This window comes from Edaphobacter lichenicola, assembly GCF_014201315.1.
In the GTDB taxonomy this organism is placed as follows: Bacteria; Acidobacteriota; Terriglobia; order Terriglobales; family Acidobacteriaceae; genus Edaphobacter; species Edaphobacter lichenicola_B.
In genome coordinates this window covers 823,461-841,868 of record NZ_JACHDY010000002.1, presented here as the reverse complement: position 1 = coordinate 841,868, position 18,408 = coordinate 823,461, and the positions used below count along the sequence as shown (strand labels likewise).

The 18,408-nt window shown below is 60.3% G+C and carries 16 protein-coding genes; 11 read left to right on the top strand and 5 right to left on the bottom strand.

Features of this window, described 5'->3' with window-relative positions; translation table 11 throughout:
* Positions 1-40: 40 nt before the first annotated feature.
* Together hscA and HDF09_RS09840 are read left to right on the top strand one after the other, a co-directional pair.
* Positions 41-2,065, top strand: a complete 2,025-nt coding sequence (gene hscA / locus HDF09_RS09845) for a Fe-S protein assembly chaperone HscA (protein WP_260181054.1) — start codon at positions 41-43, stop codon at positions 2,063-2,065.
* A gap of 3 nt (positions 2,066-2,068) precedes the next feature.
* A complete protein-coding gene (locus HDF09_RS09840) occupies positions 2,069-2,503 on the top strand; it encodes a 2Fe-2S iron-sulfur cluster-binding protein (protein ID WP_183765320.1) in 435 nt (144 codons plus the stop codon).
* Positions 2,504-2,584: 81 nt separating this feature from the next.
* Here the strand turns inward: HDF09_RS09840 and HDF09_RS09835 are convergent, their stop codons facing one another.
* Entirely contained in the window at positions 2,585-3,670 is a 1,086-nt protein-coding gene (locus tag HDF09_RS09835; RefSeq protein ID WP_183765318.1) for a PGN_0703 family putative restriction endonuclease, read from the bottom strand.
* A gap of 80 nt (positions 3,671-3,750) precedes the next feature.
* On the opposite strand from HDF09_RS09835, the gene iscX reads away from it, so the two are divergent.
* Entirely contained in the window at positions 3,751-3,966 is a 216-nt protein-coding gene (gene iscX, locus HDF09_RS09830; protein ID WP_183765315.1) for a Fe-S cluster assembly protein IscX, read from the top strand.
* 170 nt (positions 3,967-4,136) lie between these two features.
* Here the strand turns inward: iscX and murJ are convergent, their stop codons facing one another.
* Positions 4,137-5,789, bottom strand: a complete 1,653-nt coding sequence (murJ, locus tag HDF09_RS09825; protein WP_311719172.1) for a murein biosynthesis integral membrane protein MurJ — start codon at positions 5,787-5,789, stop codon at positions 4,137-4,139.
* A gap of 71 nt (positions 5,790-5,860) precedes the next feature.
* Here murJ and HDF09_RS09820 point away from each other — a divergent pair, with 71 nt between their 5' ends.
* Both HDF09_RS09820 and HDF09_RS09815 read left to right on the top strand, forming a co-directional pair.
* Positions 5,861-6,784 carry a LysR substrate-binding domain-containing protein gene (locus tag HDF09_RS09820; protein WP_183765312.1) on the top strand — a complete coding sequence of 308 codons (924 nt, stop codon included), beginning with the start codon at positions 5,861-5,863 and terminating at the stop codon, positions 6,782-6,784.
* 78 nt (positions 6,785-6,862) lie between these two features.
* Positions 6,863-7,798: a YeiH family protein gene (locus HDF09_RS09815; RefSeq protein ID WP_183765309.1), complete on the top strand. Its 936-nt coding sequence runs from the start codon at positions 6,863-6,865 to the stop codon at positions 7,796-7,798.
* A gap of 128 nt (positions 7,799-7,926) precedes the next feature.
* Here HDF09_RS09815 and HDF09_RS09810 read toward each other — a convergent pair whose 3' ends face one another.
* The 3 genes from HDF09_RS09810 to HDF09_RS09800 all read right to left on the bottom strand — a co-directional run bounded on the left by HDF09_RS09810 (position 7,927) and on the right by HDF09_RS09800 (position 10,070).
* Complete coding sequence (locus tag HDF09_RS09810) at positions 7,927-8,304, bottom strand: hypothetical protein (protein ID WP_183765306.1); 378 nt, start codon at positions 8,302-8,304, stop codon at positions 7,927-7,929.
* A 2-nt stretch (positions 8,305-8,306) separates the two neighbouring features.
* Complete coding sequence (locus HDF09_RS09805) at positions 8,307-8,825, bottom strand: MerR family transcriptional regulator (protein WP_183765303.1); 519 nt, start codon at positions 8,823-8,825, stop codon at positions 8,307-8,309.
* Between the two features lie 114 nt (positions 8,826-8,939).
* Entirely contained in the window at positions 8,940-10,070 is a 1,131-nt protein-coding gene (locus HDF09_RS09800; RefSeq protein ID WP_183765300.1) for an NADH:flavin oxidoreductase/NADH oxidase, read from the bottom strand.
* A 337-nt stretch (positions 10,071-10,407) separates the two neighbouring features.
* On the opposite strand from HDF09_RS09800, the gene HDF09_RS09795 reads away from it, so the two are divergent.
* From HDF09_RS09795 to HDF09_RS09770, 6 genes are all read left to right on the top strand, one after another.
* A complete protein-coding gene (locus tag HDF09_RS09795; protein ID WP_183765297.1) occupies positions 10,408-11,034 on the top strand; it encodes a hypothetical protein in 627 nt (208 codons plus the stop codon).
* 78 nt (positions 11,035-11,112) lie between these two features.
* Positions 11,113-11,799 carry a TFIIB-type zinc ribbon-containing protein gene (locus HDF09_RS09790; protein WP_183765294.1) on the top strand — a complete coding sequence of 229 codons (687 nt, stop codon included), beginning with the start codon at positions 11,113-11,115 and terminating at the stop codon, positions 11,797-11,799.
* Between the two features lie 126 nt (positions 11,800-11,925).
* Positions 11,926-15,216: a DUF3857 domain-containing protein gene (locus HDF09_RS09785; RefSeq protein WP_183765291.1), complete on the top strand. Its 3,291-nt coding sequence runs from the start codon at positions 11,926-11,928 to the stop codon at positions 15,214-15,216.
* Positions 15,217-15,293: 77 nt separating this feature from the next.
* Positions 15,294-15,869, top strand: coding sequence for a bifunctional pyr operon transcriptional regulator/uracil phosphoribosyltransferase PyrR (gene pyrR, locus HDF09_RS09780; protein ID WP_260181053.1), 576 nt, complete (start codon positions 15,294-15,296; stop codon positions 15,867-15,869).
* Positions 15,870-16,092: 223 nt separating this feature from the next.
* Positions 16,093-17,094, top strand: coding sequence for an aspartate carbamoyltransferase catalytic subunit (locus tag HDF09_RS09775; protein WP_183765288.1), 1,002 nt, complete (start codon positions 16,093-16,095; stop codon positions 17,092-17,094).
* Positions 17,091-18,395: a dihydroorotase gene (locus HDF09_RS09770; protein WP_183765285.1), complete on the top strand. Its 1,305-nt coding sequence runs from the start codon at positions 17,091-17,093 to the stop codon at positions 18,393-18,395. The genes HDF09_RS09775 and HDF09_RS09770 overlap by 4 nt, the downstream gene beginning before the upstream one ends.
* Positions 18,396-18,408: the final 13 nt, after the last annotated feature.

The following is an 18,408-nucleotide window of genomic DNA, read 5'->3' as shown; positions in this document are numbered from 1 at the left end:
GTAGGACAATAGAAGATGGACTAATAGGGGATTTGACGCGATGGCGGATGAGCGGGTTGTAGGGATCGGGCGTGTTGTCGGGATAGACCTGGGTACGACGAACTCCCTGGTGGCGTATATGGAGGGCGATGCGCCGGTGGTGATTCCTGGCGAGGATGGTGAACGGCTGGTGCCGTCGGTGGTGGCTTGGACCGATAACGGGGTGGTGGTGGGGAATGCGGCTCGCGGGACGCTAATGGCGGATTCGGCGAGCGCGGTTTATTCGGCTAAGAGGCTGATGGGGCGCGACATTGAGGACGTGCAGGGGGAGTTGAAGCTGTTTCCTTTCAAGCTGGCGGAGGGGTTGAGGCCGGGTGAGGTGTTGAAGGTGAGCGTGGGCGGATTGATGCTGACGCCGCCGGAGATCTCGGCCTATGTGCTGCAGCAGTTGAAAAAGAACGCTGAGCGATTTTTTGGTGGGCCGGTGACGAAGGCGGTCATTACGGTTCCGGCTTACTTCAATGACGCTCAGCGACAGGCTACGAAGGATGCTGGACGGATTGCCGGGCTGGAGGTGTTGCGGCTGGTGAATGAGCCTACGGCGGCGGCACTGGCTTATGGGCTGGAGAAGAACAAAGACGGCCTGATCGCTGTGTATGACTTTGGTGGTGGGACGTTCGACGTCTCGATTTTGAAGCTGCATGAGGGGATCTTTGAGGTGGTCGCGACGGGTGGGGATACGCATCTGGGTGGAGACGATATCGACAACTTGATGATCGCGATTGCGCTGGATGATATTGCCGGAGACTTGGGGGAGGATGTTCGTGGGAACGGTGAGGCAGTGCAGGCGGTTCGCAAGGCGGTGATCGAGGCGAAGATTCTGCTTTCGAGTGCGGACAATGCGACGTTGGATGTTGAGCTGCCGAGTGGGAAGAGGTATCTGCGGCAGATCTCGCGGGAGCAGTTTGAGGGGCTGATTGCTGGCGTGATTGCGCGGACGGCTGGGCCTTGCAAGCAGGCGTTGAAGGACGCTGGACTGAGCGCGGCGCAGATCGATGAGGTTGTGCTGGTTGGTGGGTCGACGCGGATTCCCGCGGTGCGGGCGTTGGTGGATGATTTGTTTGAGATGAAGGCGCGTGGGAAGAGACCGCATACGGAGTTGAATCCGGACGAGGTGGTTGCGCTGGGGGCTGCGGTGCAGGCACAGATTCTCGCGGGCGGGTCGGCTGCGACGGAAGACCTGCTGCTGTTGGATGTGACTCCGCTTTCGCTGGGGATTGAGGCGCTGGGGGGTGTGGTGGCGAAGATTATTCAGCGGAACTCGACGATTCCTGCGAGCGCGACGGAGCACTTTACGACGGGCGTGGATGGGCAGACGAATGTTGCGATCCATGTGGTGCAGGGAGAGCGGGAGCTGGCGAAGGATTGCCGGTCGCTGGCGCGGTTTGATCTGAAGGGGATCCCGCCGATGGTGGCGGGGCTGCCGCGTATCGAGGTGAAGTTTCTGATCGATGCCAATGGAATTCTCCACGTGAGTGCGCGGGAGCAGAGGAGTGGGAAAGAGGCTGAGGTAGAGGTGAAGCCTACGTATGGGCTTACGGATGAGCAGGTTGAGACGATGATTCTGGACTCGTTCGATAACGCGGAGACCGATATTCAGGAGCGGCAGACGATCGAGGCGAAGAATGAAGCTGAGACGATTCTGACTGCGGTGAAGAAAGGTAAGGGTCATGCTGCATGGCAGATGTTGACCAGTGAAGAGATTGAAAAGATTGCGCAGGCTACGGCTTTTCTAGAGTCTGCGATTCCGACTGGCGGCTATCGAGACATTCGCGCGGGCATTGAACGACTGGATGCGGCGACGCGGCGGTTTGCTGAGTTGATGATGGATAGCGCTGTGTCGGGCGCCATGCAGGGCAAGACGATGGAGGCCGCAGGTGAGAGCATAGGGGAGGGACCTACGGCGCCGCATCCGTTTGCGAAGGCGCAGGTGAGCAGCTCGCATGCTGCTGCGGATGCTGAAACGAAGAGTATTGAAGAATCCATTTACGATGAGGCTACGGCCGGAGAGTCGACGGAAGATTGAACAATGAGTGAGACGAAGAAGGTTGTTGAAGCTGTGGATCTGTCGAAGCCTGCGGGCGAGGGGATGGTTCGCGTGACGTTTTTGCCCGAGGGCAGGACGGTGGAGTTCCCGTTCGATACGCTGCCGTATGAGGGGCATGGATTGCCGATGTCGTTTCTGGATGTGGCGGAGAACTATGACATCTTTCTGGATCATGCGTGCGGTGGAGTTTGTGCTTGTACGACGTGCCATCTTCATGTGAAGGAAGGCGCGCAGGGGATCAGTGAAGCGGAGGATCTGGAGCTGGACCGGATGGAGACGGCGGCGGATATTCAGCTGAACTCGCGGCTGGGATGCCAGGCGGTGATTGAAAAGCCGGGGACGTATGTGGTGGAGATTCCGAAGTGGAACAGGAATTATGTGCAGGAGGGTAAGCCTGCTCATGGGCCCGGCGCCTAGTCGCAGCGTTGACTCATTTGTCTTCAGAAATGTTTCAAGTGATGCCCTGAAAGTAGGCGAGGATACCAAAGCCAAAACAGCTTACATGGCGGGGAGGATTCCGTACTTTGTTTCGAGGAATTGTTGCAGGTCTTCAGGGATGACCGATGTCAGTTCTTGCCAGGTCAGGAGTTTGAGACGCCAGGCAAAGCTGGGGTAGTGGACGGCGGCAAGGACGGAGTACCAGATCTCTATGAGGTCCTGGCGGCGGGAGTCGCAGAGGACGCAGAAGGATGCGTTGGAGTGGAAGGCGGCGAGGACATTGCGGATGAGTTGGTAACCCTGAATGACGGTGCGTGATCGCACAGGAGTTGGGAGTTGTGACGCTGTGTTGGTCGAGGGCTCTTCGAGGTCGGAGAAGTCCTCTGCCGATGGGTGCGTTGGTCGCGTAATGATTTTGCTGGGCAGGCGTTCGACGGCGAAGACCGCTTCGAAATCGCGATAGCGCTCGACGAGGCGCGGGCTGACGGTCTGGAAGTTGGATTCGGTGAGCTTTGCTTCGACGAAGAGAGCGCCTAGCTGGAGGTCGATCTCGGTGCGGTCTTTGAGGTGAAGTGATTCTTCAGGTTGTGGGGAGTGTGGGATGCTGGTGTCGTTGAAGAGTGACTGAGGCGAATCTTTTTGCAGGATGGAGTGTAGTATTTTTTTTCTGCTGCTGGCGGGAGGTTTTTTCAGCGGAACTCCAGGATGAACGCCGAAGTTGGGTTGAGTGTCCGAGGGGGCGCCCAGGAGATTTGCGACGGCGGGGTTGAGGTGGCCGTTGGAAGAGACTCCTGGGTGGCAGAAGATGTTCATCAGGAGGGCGTCGGAGCTGTTGGCGCAGTCGAGTTCCATCCATTGCCAGTCGGCTCTTGCACGAACGCGGCGGCGGCCGGTATGAGCTTTGGTGAGGCGACGCGACCAGGCGGGGTTGGCGCAGATGGCAGCGTAGCTTGCGGGATGGAAGTTGCCGTGGCGGGACTGGTCGGCTTGCTCTTCATGGCCGAAGAGGATGCTGGGTTCGGTACCGGTGGTCTGCTCGTGCAGGAGGCCGCCGATGGTGGCGAGATGCTGGGCGCGGGCGTTGAGGTCGCGGCGCAGGAGGGAGGCGGACCAGGGGATGGGAGTGGTTTGATGGTGGTGCGTCATAAAAACTGTCGCGGGTTTCTTGTAGTCTTTTGAGTGGGGCGGCTCGTTGCTGCCAGAGATTAGTTTATTAGGGGGACGTTATGGCGCTTGAGTTTGATTGGATGGATTCGGAAGAGATTGGGATCCAGTTGCAGGAGAAATATCCCGAGATTGAGCCTTATTCGGTGCGGTTTACGGATCTGCACAAGTATGTGACGGGGCTTCCGGGATTTGTGGGAGATCCTGCGAAGTCGAATGAGGGGATTCTGGAGGCGATTCAGGCGGCTTGGAATGAAGAGTATGAGGATGCGAAGTAGAGGCTTTGGCAGGAAGGTGTGTCCTGTCGGACGGCCCCACTGCGCTTGCCACCCCACGAACGAAGACCTGTTCGTGGGGGCCCCGATTCGGGCGGTCACTTCGTGATTTGTGTGCCTTGTTGTGGCTAGCTGAATGGTGCGGTCCTCCCGTTGGTCGGGAGTGAGCTTGGCTAGACTAAGCGGGAGCGGATCTGGTTTAGGAGCCTGGAGCCGGTCAGGTGGAGGGTGATGACGGCTAGTGCGGCCCAGACTGCGGAGGCTGTGGCGATGATCAACAGGTCGCGGAGGTGGCTGTGATGGAGAGGGATGAGGTGAACGATGGAGGCCGCTCCGGCGAAGCTGATGATGGCGGCGAGGAGGGCTCCGCCTAGTTCGCGGAGTTCGAGGCCGGAGAGGCGGACCAGCTTGCGACGGTTGAGGAGGATGGCGAGAGTCAGGGTTTGAATGACGATGCCGATGTCGGAGGCGATGGTGAGGCCTTTGAGTCCGAGGGTGTGGAAGAGGAACGCGTAGATGGGGATGGAGACGAGGGTAACGATCCATCCGGCGGTGGCCGGGGTGACGGTGTTGCCGGCGGCGTAGAAGGAGCGGGCATAGATTCCCTGAGCGGACCAGAAGGCGATGGAGAGGGTGAATAGCGTGAAGTAGACCGCGGTGGCGCGGGCATCCTCGGGTGTGAAGGAGCCGCCGCGGAAGAGATCGACGATCGGTTTGGCGAGGGCGATCATCCATGCTCCGAGGAGGAAGGATGCGGCGAGGACTCGGGAGACGGAGCGGTTGACGGCGTTGGCGAAGTCGTCGAGGCGGTTCTGGCTGAAGAGAGCGGAGAAGAAGGGAAGGGAGGCTGCTCCTGCTGCCTGGCCGAGGATGCCCATGGGCGCGGTGAAGAGGGTTTTGGCGACGGTGAGGAGGCTGATGCCGCCTACGTCATTGGAGGCGAAGTAGCTGAGAATCCACTTGTCGGCGGTGACGAGGGAGACACCGATCATGAGGGGGAGCGTGAGACGCAGCCACTCGAGGAAGGCGGGGTGGCGGAGGTTGAGGATGGCGTGATAACGGAGGCCGCCGTGGAAGGCGCCGTAGAGGTTGAGAGCGGCGGGACCGAGGATGACTCCGACGAGTACTCCGATGGCGAGGGAGTAGATGCCGAAGCGTTGATGGAGGAAGATGGCTCCGAGGATGATGCCGGAGTTGTAGATGAGAGGGCTGATGGCCTGGTAGAGGAAGATCTTGCGGACGAGGAGGCGGGAGCCTAAGACTCCGCCGAGGAAGAAGAAGAACTGCGCGGGAAGTAAGAGGCGAGTGAGGGCGGTGCAGAGGGCGGCTCGATGGGGGTCAAAGCCGCGGAAGGCGATGTGGGTGTAGTAGGGGGCGAAGATTTCGGCTATGACGATGCCTAAGAGCAGCACGGCGGCCATGGCGTTGAGGATGATGGAGAGTGCGCGGTCTGCGCCTGCTTCGTCGTTTTGTGCTCGGTAACGGCTAAGGATGGTGACGAGTGAGATGGAGACGACGCCGCCGACGAGGAAGTAGGCGAGCATGTCGGGAAGCTGGAAGGCGGCGTTGTAGGCATCGGTCTCGGGGCTGGCTCCGAAGATGCGGTTGATGTAGTAAGTGCGGACGAGGCCGAGGACTCCGGAGAGAAGGGTGGAGAGCATGAGGAGGAGCGTGGCGGAGAAGGCGTTCTGCGACGAGGAGGGGTGGAGGATAGCGAAGAGGCTGCGGCGAGGCTTTGGTTCGGGGCTTGAGGCTGGAGTGGCGGGCTCGAGGGTAACGGATTCGAGGGGGTTGAGGGCCGGGATGGGATCTTCGTTGGCGGGCACGGGTTGAATTGATTTTATCGGGTGGGCTTATGCTGATGGGTGGCAGGGCTGGTTCGTGGCGAGGAGAGGGCTTGGAGAACTTTCGGTTGCGGGTGTTTCGGGCGGTGGCGGAGGAGTTGAGCTTTCGCAAGGCGGCGGAGGTGCTGCATCTGAGCCAGCCGGCGGTGAGTCAGCATGTGCGTGCGCTGGAGGAAGAGGCTGGGGTGCAGTTGTTTGACCGGGCACGCGGGGCGGGGCATGGGAGCCAGATTTCGTTGACCGAGGCTGGGCGAGTGCTGCTGAGGTACGCGAACGCTGCGGCGGAGACGATGGTTGAGGCGCGGCGCTCGCTTGCCGCTTTGCATGAGGAGGCTGATGGTCCGCTAAAGCTGGGTGCTTCGACGACGGTGGCGCAATACCTGCTGCCGCGGATTTTGGGGGCGTTTTTGAAGCAGTATCCGCAGGTGAAACTTTCGCTGGTGAGTGGGAATACGGAGCAGATTGTGGAGGCGGTGGCGGAGAAGAAGGTGGAGTTGGGCATCATTGAAGGGCCGGCGATGCGACGGGAGGTGAAGACGGAGCGGATGGTGCAGGATGAGATGGTGCTGATTGTGAGCCCGAATCATGTCTGGGCGCGAAAGGGAGGGGCGATTGAGAAGAAGGAGTTGGCGAAGGTGCCGCTGTTGTTGCGGGAGCGGGGCTCTGGTTCGAGACGCGTGGTGGAGCGAGCCTTGAAGAAGCTGGGGTTGCCGCTACGGTCGCTGCAGGTTGCGATGGAGCTGGACTCGACCGAGGCTATTATCTCTGGTGTTGAGGCGGAGCTGGGAGTGGGGTTTGTTTCGCTCTGGGCGCTGGGAAAGGCTTTGCGGCTTGGCACCGTGAAGGTGGTTGCGGTGAAAGGGCTCGAGATGCGGCGGGATTTCAGCTTTGTCCGGCTGGCTGGTGCAGAGATGACGGGTGCTGCGGCGGCGTTTCAGCGATTTGCGCTTGGGGCGGCCGGCGGGGGCAATAGCTGATATACGTGATAAGTATTACTTATCGGAGATTGGAAAGTACTTCTCGACCGCTAAAGTAGGCGCGCGCATGCTTTATGTATGTGGAAGAAGAATCTTTTTTATATCGGAATTATTGTTTCGGCGAGCGGGCTGATCGGGCCTCCGCTTGCGTTGGCCGCGGGACTCGCGTTCGGCCTGAGTACCCTGCATACCTTTCATGGGGAGGGGCGGAACCTTTCGAAGTTTCTGCTGCAGGCTGCTGTGGTTTGCCTGGGATTTGGAATGAACCTGAAGGAGGTAGTGCACGCGGGGGCATCGGGGTTCATGTACACGGCGATCAGCATTACGTTTGCACTGGGGTTGGGAGTTGCGTTGGGTAAGCTGCTGCAGGTGGGGAAGACGCAGTCGCTGCTGATCAGCTTTGGGACGGCGATCTGCGGGGGGAGTGCGATTGCGGCGATGGGGCCGGTACTCAATGCGAACGAAGAGGAGATGGCGGTTTCGCTGGGTACGGTGTTTGTGCTGAACTCGGTGGCGCTGCTGCTGTTCCCATTGATTGGGCATCTGATGAACTTCTCGCAGACGCAGTTTGGATTATGGTCGGCGCTGGCGATTCATGACACCAGTTCGGTGGTGGGCGCAGGCGCGAAGTATGGGCCGACGGCGCTGGCAGTGGGGACGACGGTGAAGCTGGCTCGGGCGTTGTGGATTGTGCCGCTGGCGATTGCTACGGCGATGCTGAAGAAGAGCAGAGCGAAGGTGCCGTGGCCGTGGTTCATTCTGTACTTCTGTTTTGCGGCGGTGACGGCGAGTTACCTGCCGCGATATATGCCGCAGTCTGTGCCACTGTTTTCTGCTCTCAATCGGTTGGGGCGCGCTGCTTTGACTGTGGTGCTGTTCCTGATTGGGACCGGCATTACGCGGGAGACGTTGAAAGAAGTTGGAGTAAGGCCGATGGTGCAGGGAGTCACGCTCTGGATTGTGGTGGCGAGCCTGTCGTTATGGGCGATTCATGTGGGATGGATTTCGCTGTGAGGAGCTTGCGTGGTTCTTGTTGAGGTAGAGTTCGGACGGTTCGCCGCAAAGCCTATTTTTCAGAAATCGAGGCAAGGGCACCCGCATCTTTGCCAAGACTCTGGTTCTATTTCATCAAGAACTTTGCTCTAGCGGTCGGGAGGCGTCGAGGCGGTGGCTCGCGGCTGGTCGCCGCTCCTGTCTTTGAAGGGATCTATCCATTGGGTGGGGAGGCTGTTTCGACTGCCTCTCTTTTTTATTTTGATGTTGGAAGAGATGGAGATGCCGGCTACGGTGAAGCTCACCATCTGCCGCTGGCTGCAGCGGAGGCAGCGGACGGGGTAGCGCATGAGGAGTAATTCAGTAAGGTCCTGCGATCGAAGGCTGGACCGGCGGAAGTTCTGACCGGAGCAATACTGACAGCGGATGGGAGCGCCGTTGCGAGACTCGGTGCCGAGGTAGGGGACGCGGGTGTGGGAGGAGTGCCTGCGGCGGGAGCTTTCCTTATAATCGTCGTTGAATCTCATCTTCAACTCTTGTCCTCTTCTGGGAGGAGTGGAAGGTTGAAGAGTCTCTCCGGAGTTTGGCGCGGGGTGTTTGAAGTGCGAGGAGCGCGAATCGGGTGCACGGTGGGGCGGGCTGGTGATTTGGAGAGCAGGGTGTGGAGATCGCGGAGATCTTTATGCAATTTGCGGAGCTGGCGGGAGTCGATGCTGGTGGGTGCGCCCTCGATGGTAAGGGCTAGCTGTGGCTCGCGTTGCCGGAGTTCGCCTTTGAAGACTTGGCGGGCGCCAGGGATGGTGTAGCCCTCGTTGTAGAGGAGGCTCTTGATGCGGAGTGCCATCTCGACGTCGCGCCGGCGATAGAGTCGCTGGCCTGTGCCGCCTTTGTGTGGCTTGAGCTGAGGGAACTCGCTCTCCCAGAAGCGAAGGACGTAGGCAGGGACGTCGCAGAGTTTGGCGACCTCACCGATGCGGAAGTAGAGCTTGTCCGGGATGTCAGACCCAGAGGGTGGGGTGGTTTTGCGGATTGGCTGGTGCTGCGCCATGCCAGAAGCTCCGGAACCGCCTGCCCGGCGGGAGTGGCCTATCGTTCGGCTGCTGCCAGTATAGGCCACTCTGTCGGCAAGGTCTGTAATTTTCCCGGGTCGGGGCTGTTGAATTCAGGCACCTGGGGTGGAGACGGGCTGGCGCGGTTCGGTCTTTCCTCGGGCGCTACGGACGTACTGGACGGGCCAGGTAGTGGACTGGTGTAGGACCGCCGCAGCGTGAAGGGGCCAGTAGGGGTTGCGGAGTAGCTCGCGAGCCAGCAGGATGAGGTCTGCCTGACCGGTGCGGATGATCTGGTCGGCCTGGGCTGGCTCGGTGATCATGCCGACGGCGGCGGTGGGGATTTCGGCCTGACGGCGGATGGAGTCGGAGTGATGGACCTGGTAGCCAGAGCCTACGGGAATCTGCTGTGCGGGGTGATTGCCGCCTGTGGAGACGTCTACGAGATCGATCTCTGCCTGCTTGAGGAGCTTAGAGAAGGCGACGGATTGGGGGAGATCCCAACTTGGGCCGAGTGACTCGGGGGCCCAGTCTGTAGCTGAGATGCGGACGAAGAGCGGCAGGTGCTGGGGCCATGCGGCGCGGACTGCCTTGATGATCTCGAGCGGGAAACGTACGCGGTTTTCGAAGCTTCCGCCGTACTCGTCGGTGCGCTGGTTGGAGAGCGGTGAGAGGAACTCGTGCAGGAGATAGCCGTGTGCGGCGTGGATCTCGACGAGATCGAAGCCGGCGGCCAGTGCGCGGTGGGTGGCTGCTACGAAGTCGGCGATGATCTTGTCCATGCTGGCGCGGTCGAGAGAGGTGGGGAGGGGGTAGACCTCGTCGAAGCGTATGGCGGAGGGGGCTACGGGCTGCCAGCCGCCTTCGGAGGCGGGTACGGTGCGGGCTGGTTTCCAGGGGACGGACATGCTGGCTTTGCGTCCGGCGTGGGCTAGCTGGGTACCGGCGTAGGCGCCGTGCTGATGGAGGAAGGTGGTGATGCGTTTGAGCTCGGGGATGTGCTCGTCTTTCCAGATGCCGAGGTCGCCGGGGGTGATGCGGGCTTCGGGGCTGACGGAGTTGGCCTCGGTGAGGACGAGGCCGGCGCCGCCAATGGCGCGGCTTCCGAGGTGGACGAGGTGCCAATCATTGGCAAAACCGTCGACTGAGGAGTATTCGCACATGGGCGAGACGGCGATTCGGTTGGGAAGAGTGAGGCTGCGGAGCTTGAGAGGAGCGAAGAGGTGGTCGGTTGGCTGAGTCACAATCGATTGGATGTGGCGGGAGGGATTTGGATGTGGGGGAGGGGGAGTCAGCTGTATGGATTAAATTTTCTTGTGGTGTTTTTGAGGGGGTTTTGGCGAAAGTCACAGATTTTTGGTGGTTTTTTTGTGGTGTAGATGTGGTGAAATGCGTGGTGAACGTGGAGAAAAAACAGCGTTGATTTGAACGCTGAAAGATACGCCATGGATTCCGGATTTTTTTGACCAAACCGAGGGACGGAATTTGACCAAAACGAAGGACGGAGTTCGGCCAGACCGGGAGACGGAACCTAAGGCGGCGAGAGAGCGTATTGTTTTTCTGACGGAATGGAGGCTTCAAATGCGGGTGAACCAGAGTGCAGCGGCGGCGATGCTGGCAGGGGCGATCGCGGTGTCGACGATGCTGATGAGCGGCTGCCGGATTGAGAATGACAAACACGGCGATGCCGATAATGTGAAGATCGCTACGCCGTTTGGCGGGATGTCGGTGAAGACGAACGAAGCGGCCGGGGTCGATGCGATTGGGCTGCCGGTGTATCCGGGGGCCGTGATGGTGAAGAAGAAGGATAAGAACGACGGGGCGGCGGATATTAATCTGAGCTTCGGCAGCTTTTCGCTGAAGGTGAAGGCGGCCAGTTACACGACGCCCGACAGTCCGGACCTGGTGGCGGCGTTCTATCGCAAGGCGCTGGGGCGATATGGCGATGTGATTCAGTGCCAGAACGACAAGCCGGTGAGCTCGCAGACGCGGACGGCGGAGGGGTTGACCTGCGCGGATGACCAGAAGAACCACATCAAGGTGGACAACGATCTTTCAGGCAAGTTGGAGTTGAAGGCTGGGTCGAAGCAGCATCAGCATATCGTCGGGATCGATCCGGATGGCAGCGGAACCAAGATCGGGATGGTGGCGCTGGATCTGCCGGGGCATATCTCGGTTGGCGATGACAACGACTCGAGCAAACAATAGCGCGGCTGGGCGTGGCTGGACGTGTGGCGGAGTCGCTGCGCTTGCCGCGCCCTTTGGGGTGGGGTAGCTTCATAAGATATGCATGAGTACTGTCACCGTTGCGGAGGCGAGCTTTCTGCCAGTGTTGGCGATTCGCCGTTCTGTCCCCATTGCGGGTCGCCGCAGATCTATTTGCAGGACTATGAAGAGCAGAGCAACGGCGCGGAGGGCGATACGACGGGTGCGACGCCGCCGCCGAGGCCGCAACAGGTGGAGTGGAAGACGGCGATTCGGTGTGCTCTGCTGGTGGCGATTGTGGCGGCGGTGCTGAGTGTGTTGTCGGCGCGGGTGCAGTTGGTGTCGCCGCTGACGTGGCTTTGGACGATCAGTGGATCGATGATTACGCTGGCGCTGTATCAGAAGAGGAAGCCGCTGGCGTGGATGGATGCCGGCATCGGGGCCAGGATTGGCGTGGTGGTGGGGCTGGCTCTGGTCTCGTGTCTTGCGGTCGCGATGGCGGGTGCGGGGTTGGTGGCGAGGTTTGGGCTGCATAACATGGCGGGGTTCGATGCGGAGTTGACGCAGGCGCTACATGCCCAGGTTGAGAAGGCTGCTGCAACGACGCCGGAGCCGCCGGATGTGGTGCGGTTTTTGTACTCGCCTGAGGTGAGGGCCGGGATTATGCTGGCGGGGTTCGCGATGGTGTCGGGGGTGTTGCTGGTGCTGTCGACGGTGGGTGGTGCGCTGGGCGGATTTATGCGGATGCGGCGGAAGGTTTCTGCGTAGGTCAATTCGCGCAGCTCTCTACGACCTTTGTGGCAATTCCTTGGTTTTCGAGGGGTTCTGCGCCCGTGACGCGAGGAATTCCGTGGTGGGTTGGATTGGGTTTCTGCTATACACAGCAGAGAGATTATGAAAGCCACTTTGTTTTGCTGTGCTCCTCTGCTGGTTCTCTCTGCGTTCGCGTTCGGTCAAAGCCCGACTTCGCCAGAACATATCCCTGCCAAGAATCTGCCGTTGTCCGCGCCCGCATCGGGTGCGAAGGGTGCGGTAAGCTCCCCTGACTACTCTGGAGAGCCGGGCATCATTCAACATCTGGACAGGGTGTATCAGGTGGAGGCGGATGGTACGGGCTGGCGATTGCTAACGACATCGGTTCAGGCGTTGACCGAAGGTGCGGTGAAGCAGTTTGGCGTGCTCAGCATTGCTTTTGCGAGTAGTTCAGAGAGCGTCGAGATTGTCTATGCCAGGGTGAAGCGCCCGGACGGCACGGTGGTGGAGACGCCGGTGAGCGGCGCGATGGAGCAACCCGATCCCGTGACGCAGGCGGCTCCGTTTTACAGCGATCTGAAGCAGAAGCAGCTTCCGATTCGGAGTTTGAGCGTTGGCGACACCCTGGAGTGGCAGGCGAAGGTGGTGCGGACCAAGGCGGAGGCTCCAGGTCACTTCTGGGGTCAGGAGACCTTCTATGAAGATGCGGTGATTCTGTCTCAATCGGTGGAGCTGCGGGTTCCGAAGGATGCGTTTGTGAATGTGTGGAGCCCTACGTTGAAGCCGACGGAGACGACTGCGGGCGGGTACAGGGTGCTGCGGTGGGAGAACTCGCAGCTGAAGCCGACCGTGGGCAAAGAGGCCGATGCGGAGAAGGAGGTCAAGAGCAAGGTGGTGTGGACGCCGGAGCAGGAGTTGGAGGCGACGCAGGGCAAGCTGCCTATGATTGCATGGACGAACTTCAAGAGCTGGGAGGATGTGGGTGCGTGGTATCGAGGTCTGGAGAAGGACCGGACCGTGCCGGACGAGGAGATCAAGGCGAAGGTTGCGGAGTTGACGGCGGGGAAGACGACGGAGGAAGAGAAGGTTCGCGCGGTGTATGGGTATGTGGCGACGCAGATACGTTACATCGGAGTTGCGTTTGGTGTGGGCCGGTATCAGCCGCATCGCGCGGAGGACGTGATGCAGAACCGGTATGGGGACTGCAAGGATAAGCACACTCTGCTGGCTTCGATGCTGGAGGCTTTGGGCTTGCACCCGGATGCGGTGTTGATTGGTGCGGGGGTTCGGTTCAACGAGGCGGTGCCTTCGCCTGCGGCGTTCAATCATCTGATCACGATGGTTCCTGTTGACGGGAAGGATGTGTGGCTGGATGCGACGGCGGAGGTCGCTCCGTACAAGATGCTGTCGTATTCGATTCGCGATAAGCAGGCGCTGGTGATTCCGAGTACTGGAGTGGCGCAGGTGGAGCGGACGCCTGCGAAGCTTCCCTTTGCTTCGTACCAGACGATGCATGCGGAGGGTTCGCTGGATAAGGAGGGGACTTCGAACTCGCGGCTGACGATGACGTTTCGCGGCGATGATGAGTTGGTGCTGCGCAGCGTTTTCCGGCAGCTCTCTGCGGCGCAGTATGACCAGGTGGTGCAGAAGATGTCGGAGGGTATTGGTTACCAGGGGACGACGAGCCACGCGGAGATAAGCCGGCCGGATGATACGGCAGAGCCGTTGAAGATGAGCTATGACTATAAGCGGGAGAAGGGTGGGGATTGGGATAACTTCAGGATCATTCCGCAGCTTGCGCCGGTTTCGCTCCCGAAGCCGGATGAGAAGGAACCGCCTGTTCGGGCGATTCAACTGGGTGCTCCGAGGACGGAGAGGTCTACCTCTGAGATGAAGCTGCCGGAGGGTTGGGGCGTTGAACTACCGGAGGCGGTGCATGCGAAGTGCGCGTATGCGACGTACGACGAGACGTATCGGTTCGAGAAGGAGACGCTGTACGCGGAGCGCAAGATCGAGGTTCTGCAGGACAAGGTTCCGGTGAGCGATTGGAAGAGTTACAAGAAGTGGGCGGATACGGTTGATCTGGGGAATGAACAGTATGTGCAGCTGACTTCGATGAGCAAGGCCTCGGAGGGTGCTGGTTCGTCGGGATCCCCCACGGCGACGGTTAACAATGCGGAGGCGCAGAAGCTGGTCTCGGATGCTTACAAAGATGTGCAACAACACGATCTGGATTCGGCGAAGGGAAAACTGGATAGAGCAAAGAGTCTGAATGGAAGGCAGATCTGGTTGTGGACAACCTACGGTTATCTGGCGTTTTCTCGCGGAGAGATGTCAGAGGCGATTGAGGACTATCAGGAGGAGTTGAGATTTCATCCAGACAATTATGGGACTTATGGGTCGCTGGCACAGGCCCAGATTAACTTTGGGCATAAGACGGAAGCGAGGGAAACGTTGAAAAAGTGGGCGGATGCTGAGGCCGACAGCCCAACGCCTACCCTCCGACTGATGGAGATGCTCTTAGAGGATAGGAATGGGGCTGGGGCCATTGCGATGGCGGAGGCTGCTGTGGCAAGGCTTCCGGACGCCAAGAAGAAAGATATAAGTCTCCAATATCAGTTAGGGAGGGCGTTATTGATGGCGGGGCGGAAGGACGAAGGTCGCGCAACGTTGCTGGTCGTGATGCAAAGCACTGAAGATCCGAGGGTGGTAAACGACAGCGCTTATCAACTGGCGGATGCCGGTCTAGAACTTACGGCTGCAGAGACGGCTACGCGGACTGCGCTGGGCAAGATGGAGGAGGAGAGCAAGACGTGGACGCTCGATGAGAATCCGCAGACACTAGCTGCAAAATCGCGACTGATTGGGTATACGTGGGACACGATGGGGTGGATTCTCTATCGCGAGGGGAGGTTGCCGGAGGCGGAGAGCTACATTGAGGCTGCGTGGAGGAATGGTCAAACCGCGGAGGAGGGCGAGCATCTGGCCGAGTTGATGGAGAAGAAGGGCGATAGAAGTGCGGCTCTGACGGCCTACGAGCTTGCGGGCGCCACGATTTCGGACTATGACGCGATGGGGGTGAAGAAGGCTCCCGGAGAGAAGAAGATTGAACTGGGGAAGCGGGCGGAGGCGCTGCGGAAGGCGGGAGTAAAACCAGCGCCGCATGACGCGCATACGCTGCAGGAACTTCGTACGATTCCGCTGGGGGCGGCGAAGGGGATGTCGGGAACGACGGAATATCGCTTGTTGCTAGGCCAGGGGAAGGTGGTGCGGGCTGAAGCGATGGGGTCGAAGGCGATGGAGGGCGGGGAGGAGCGGGTGAAGGCGCTGGCGGTTGCGGGGTTCTGGCCGGCGGGTTCGCAGGCGCAACTTGTTAAGACGGGGTTCCTGAACTGTCATGCGAATGTCTGTGAGGTGGTGCTGGAGCCGTAGGGTGTTCGTGGGGAAGGCTGGCTGGTGGTTGGCGGCGGTTCTTTTGGATGGATGCTGATATCATCAAGCGCAATTGTATGAGTGAAGATACTGAAGTTCGGAAGCCGAAGTTTCGCGAAAAGGGCAGGCTGATGTCGGCCTCAGAGATCGAGCGTACGCTGGTGAGACTGGCGCATGAGATCGTGGAAAAACATGACGGCAGCAAGAATGTCGGCTTGGTGGGGATCAAGCGGAGGGGCGTTCCGCTAGCGCAGAGGCTGGGCGTGCTGATCGAGAAGATCGAGAAGCATCCGGTGGATGTGGGGGTGCTGGATATCAGCTTTTATCGCGACGATCTGTCGACGGATGGGCCGCGGCCGAAGGTGACGCCGGGGGCGGTCGGGTTCGATGTGACGGGGCGCGACATTATTTTGATGGACGACGTGCTGTATACCGGGCGGACGATTCGGGCGGCGCTGGATGCGCTGTTTGACTATGGGCGGCCGAAGAGCGTGCGGCTGCTGGTGCTGATCGACCGTGGGCATCGCGAGCTGCCGATCGAGGCGACGTATGTGGGGCGGCTGATTCCTACTTCGAAGCGGGAGATTATTGAGGTGAAGCTGAACGAGGTGGATGGGCAGGAGCAGGTGCTGCTGGTTGAGCTGGTGGATTGAGTCCTGCCGGACGGGCCCGCTGGGCGCGGGGCGGGCGTTCGCACGCCTTTTAAAGCTTCGCGTGGTCCTCCCGTTGGTCGGAGGAAAGATAACGCCGACCAACGGGAGTACCTCTGCTGTTTGTCCTGCCGAGACCGGTATACGCGTCACGAAGTGACCGCCCTCCGTGCAGGAGGCCCGTCTGGCAGGACAGAGATTCGCTCCAGGCTCTAAGATAAATTCGATGACGATATTAGACACGGGCACGATTGCGGCGGGGTCGTTGCTGACGGTTGCGAGCCTAACGGTGGCGGAGGTTGCGGCGATTCTGGCGGCGACCGACCGGCTGGAGCGAATGGCTGCGGCGGAGAGAGCGAAGATACTGGAAGGGCGGCGGATTGCGCTGCTGTTTTATGAGTCGAGCACGCGGACCAGGACTTCGTTTGAGCTGGCGGCGAAGTCGCTGGGGGCGATGACGACGCTGGTGAGCGATAAGTCTTCGTCGATTGAGAAGGGTGAGAGCCTGAAGGACACGGGGCTGACGCTGCGGGCGCTGGGGGCAGAGTGCATTGTGCTGCGGCATGCGAACTCGGGGGCGCCGTATCTGCTGGCGAAGATGACTGGTTTGCCAGTGCTGAATGCGGGGGATGGGATGCATGAGCATCCGTCGCAGGCGCTGCTGGATCTGCGGACGATGCTGACGCGGTTGCCGGGGATGGGTGGGCGGCTGGTGAATGCGAAGACGCTTGAGGGTGTGACGGTGGTAATTACGGGGGACATTCTGCATAGCCGGGTGGCGCGGTCGAATGCGATGCTGCTGCCGCGGCTGGGGGCGAGGGTGGTGCTGTGTGGGCCGAAGGAGTTGCTGCCGGAGGATGCGTCGGGGCTGGGTGCGGGGGTTGAGATTGAGCGAGATTTCGATAAGGCTTTGAAGCAGGCCGGCTCGCGGGGGAAGGCGGTGGTGATGATGCTGCGGATTCAGCGGGAGCGGCTGGCGGGATTGGAGCTGGACTTGGGAGAGTATATCTCGCGGTATCAGCTGGATGAGGAGAGGCTGAGGTCGCGGGCGCCGGAGGCTTTGGTGATGCATCCGGGACCTATGATTCGCGGGCTGGAGATCGGGGGCGAGGTGGCGGATGGGCCGAACTCGGCGATTGAGGACCAGGTGCGGCATGGGCTGGGCGTGAGGACGGCGCTGCTGGTGAGGGCGCTGGGTGCGGGCGGATTTGAGAGTGTAACGGTATGAGTGACATATTGATTTTGAACGGGTGGCTGGTTGATCCGGCTGGCGGGGTGGATGGGGAGCGGGACTTGTTGCTGCGGCATGGGCGGGTGGCTGCGGTGGAGATGCCTGGGGTGTTGCGGGCGGCTAAGGCGAAGGAGACAATTGATGCGAAGGGGATGATCGTGGCGCCGGGGCTGGTGGATGTGCATGTGCATCTGCGGGAGCCGGGGCAGACTTATAAGGAGTCGATCAAGACGGGTACGGCGGCGGCGGCGGCGGGTGGATTTACCAGCGTAGTGGCGATGCCGAATACTTTGCCGGTGAATGATTCGGTGGAGAGGCTAGGGTGGATGCTGGATGCGGCGCGTGGGGCTTGCGTGAAGCTGTTTGCGATGCCGGCGGCTACGTTTGGAAGCAACGGTGAGGAGATCACGGACTATCACGAGCTGCAGAGGGCCGGGGCGGTGGGGTTTACGGATGATGGAAAGCCGGTGCTGCATGATCGCGTGATGCGTGCGGCGCTGGTGGCGGCTGCGGGGATTAGCGTGCCGGTGTCGCAGCATGCGGAGGATACGCGACTGACTGGTGGATGCAGCATGAATGCGGGGCCGGTGGCATTTCGGCTGGGGCTGCGCGGGATGACGGTGGAGGCGGAGTCGAAGATTGTGGAGCGGGATATCCGGCTGTTGAAGGATATTGAGCGGCAGGATGGACTGCGCCCGCATCTGCATGTACAGCATGTGTCGACGGCGAAGGCGATGTCCTTGATACGAGCGGCAAAGGCGGAGGGGCTGCATGTGACGTGCGAGGTTGCGCCGCATCACTTTACGCTGACCGATGAGGCGATTGGAGACTACGACACGAATGCGAAGATGAATCCTCCGCTGCGCAATGATGCGGACCGGTTGGCGATGATTGCGGGGTTGATGGATGGCACGGTGGACTGCATTGCGACCGATCATGCTCCGCATGCGCTGTTTGAGAAGGAGCAGGAGTTTGAGCGCGCTCCGAATGGGATTACGGGGCTGGAGACGGCGCTGGGATTGGCGTTGCGGGTGTTGCATAAGGGCAATGGGATGCCGATCTCGCGGGTGATTGAGTTGATGAGCGCGCAGCCGGCTGGGATTGTCTCGCTTGAAGGGCGCGGGACGCTGAAGGTGGATAGCTTTGCGGATGTGGTGGTGTTCGATCCGGCGACGGAGTGGAGTTTTGAGGCGGCGAAGAGTCGTTCGAAGTCGCGGAATACTCCTTTTGACGGCGCGTCGATGCTTGGTCGGGTTGCGGCTACGATCAGCGAAGGGCGCGTCGTCTTCAAGGGTTGATTCGGCGCAGGTT

What these genes read in the sequence shown, in the direction of transcription:
- hscA (WP_260181054.1), top strand. Translation starts at nt 41, where the DNA reads ATGGCGGATGAGCGGGTTGTAGGGATCGGGCGTGTTGTCGGGATAGAC.
- HDF09_RS09840 (WP_183765320.1), top strand. Translation starts at nt 2,069, where the DNA reads ATGAGTGAGACGAAGAAGGTTGTTGAAGCTGTGGATCTGTCGAAGCCT.
- HDF09_RS09835 (WP_183765318.1), bottom strand. Translation starts at nt 3,670, where the DNA reads ATGACGCACCACCATCAAACCACTCCCATCCCCTGGTCCGCCTCCCTC.
- iscX (WP_183765315.1), top strand. Translation starts at nt 3,751, where the DNA reads ATGGCGCTTGAGTTTGATTGGATGGATTCGGAAGAGATTGGGATCCAG.
- HDF09_RS09815 (WP_183765309.1), top strand. Translation starts at nt 6,863, where the DNA reads ATGTGGAAGAAGAATCTTTTTTATATCGGAATTATTGTTTCGGCGAGC.
- HDF09_RS09810 (WP_183765306.1), bottom strand. Translation starts at nt 8,304, where the DNA reads ATGAGATTCAACGACGATTATAAGGAAAGCTCCCGCCGCAGGCACTCC.
- HDF09_RS09805 (WP_183765303.1), bottom strand. Translation starts at nt 8,825, where the DNA reads ATGGCGCAGCACCAGCCAATCCGCAAAACCACCCCACCCTCTGGGTCT.
- HDF09_RS09795 (WP_183765297.1), top strand. Translation starts at nt 10,408, where the DNA reads ATGCGGGTGAACCAGAGTGCAGCGGCGGCGATGCTGGCAGGGGCGATC.
- HDF09_RS09790 (WP_183765294.1), top strand. Translation starts at nt 11,113, where the DNA reads ATGCATGAGTACTGTCACCGTTGCGGAGGCGAGCTTTCTGCCAGTGTT.
- HDF09_RS09785 (WP_183765291.1), top strand. Translation starts at nt 11,926, where the DNA reads ATGAAAGCCACTTTGTTTTGCTGTGCTCCTCTGCTGGTTCTCTCTGCG.
- pyrR (WP_260181053.1), top strand. Translation starts at nt 15,294, where the DNA reads ATGAGTGAAGATACTGAAGTTCGGAAGCCGAAGTTTCGCGAAAAGGGC.
- HDF09_RS09775 (WP_183765288.1), top strand. Translation starts at nt 16,093, where the DNA reads ATGACGATATTAGACACGGGCACGATTGCGGCGGGGTCGTTGCTGACG.
- HDF09_RS09770 (WP_183765285.1), top strand. Translation starts at nt 17,091, where the DNA reads ATGAGTGACATATTGATTTTGAACGGGTGGCTGGTTGATCCGGCTGGC.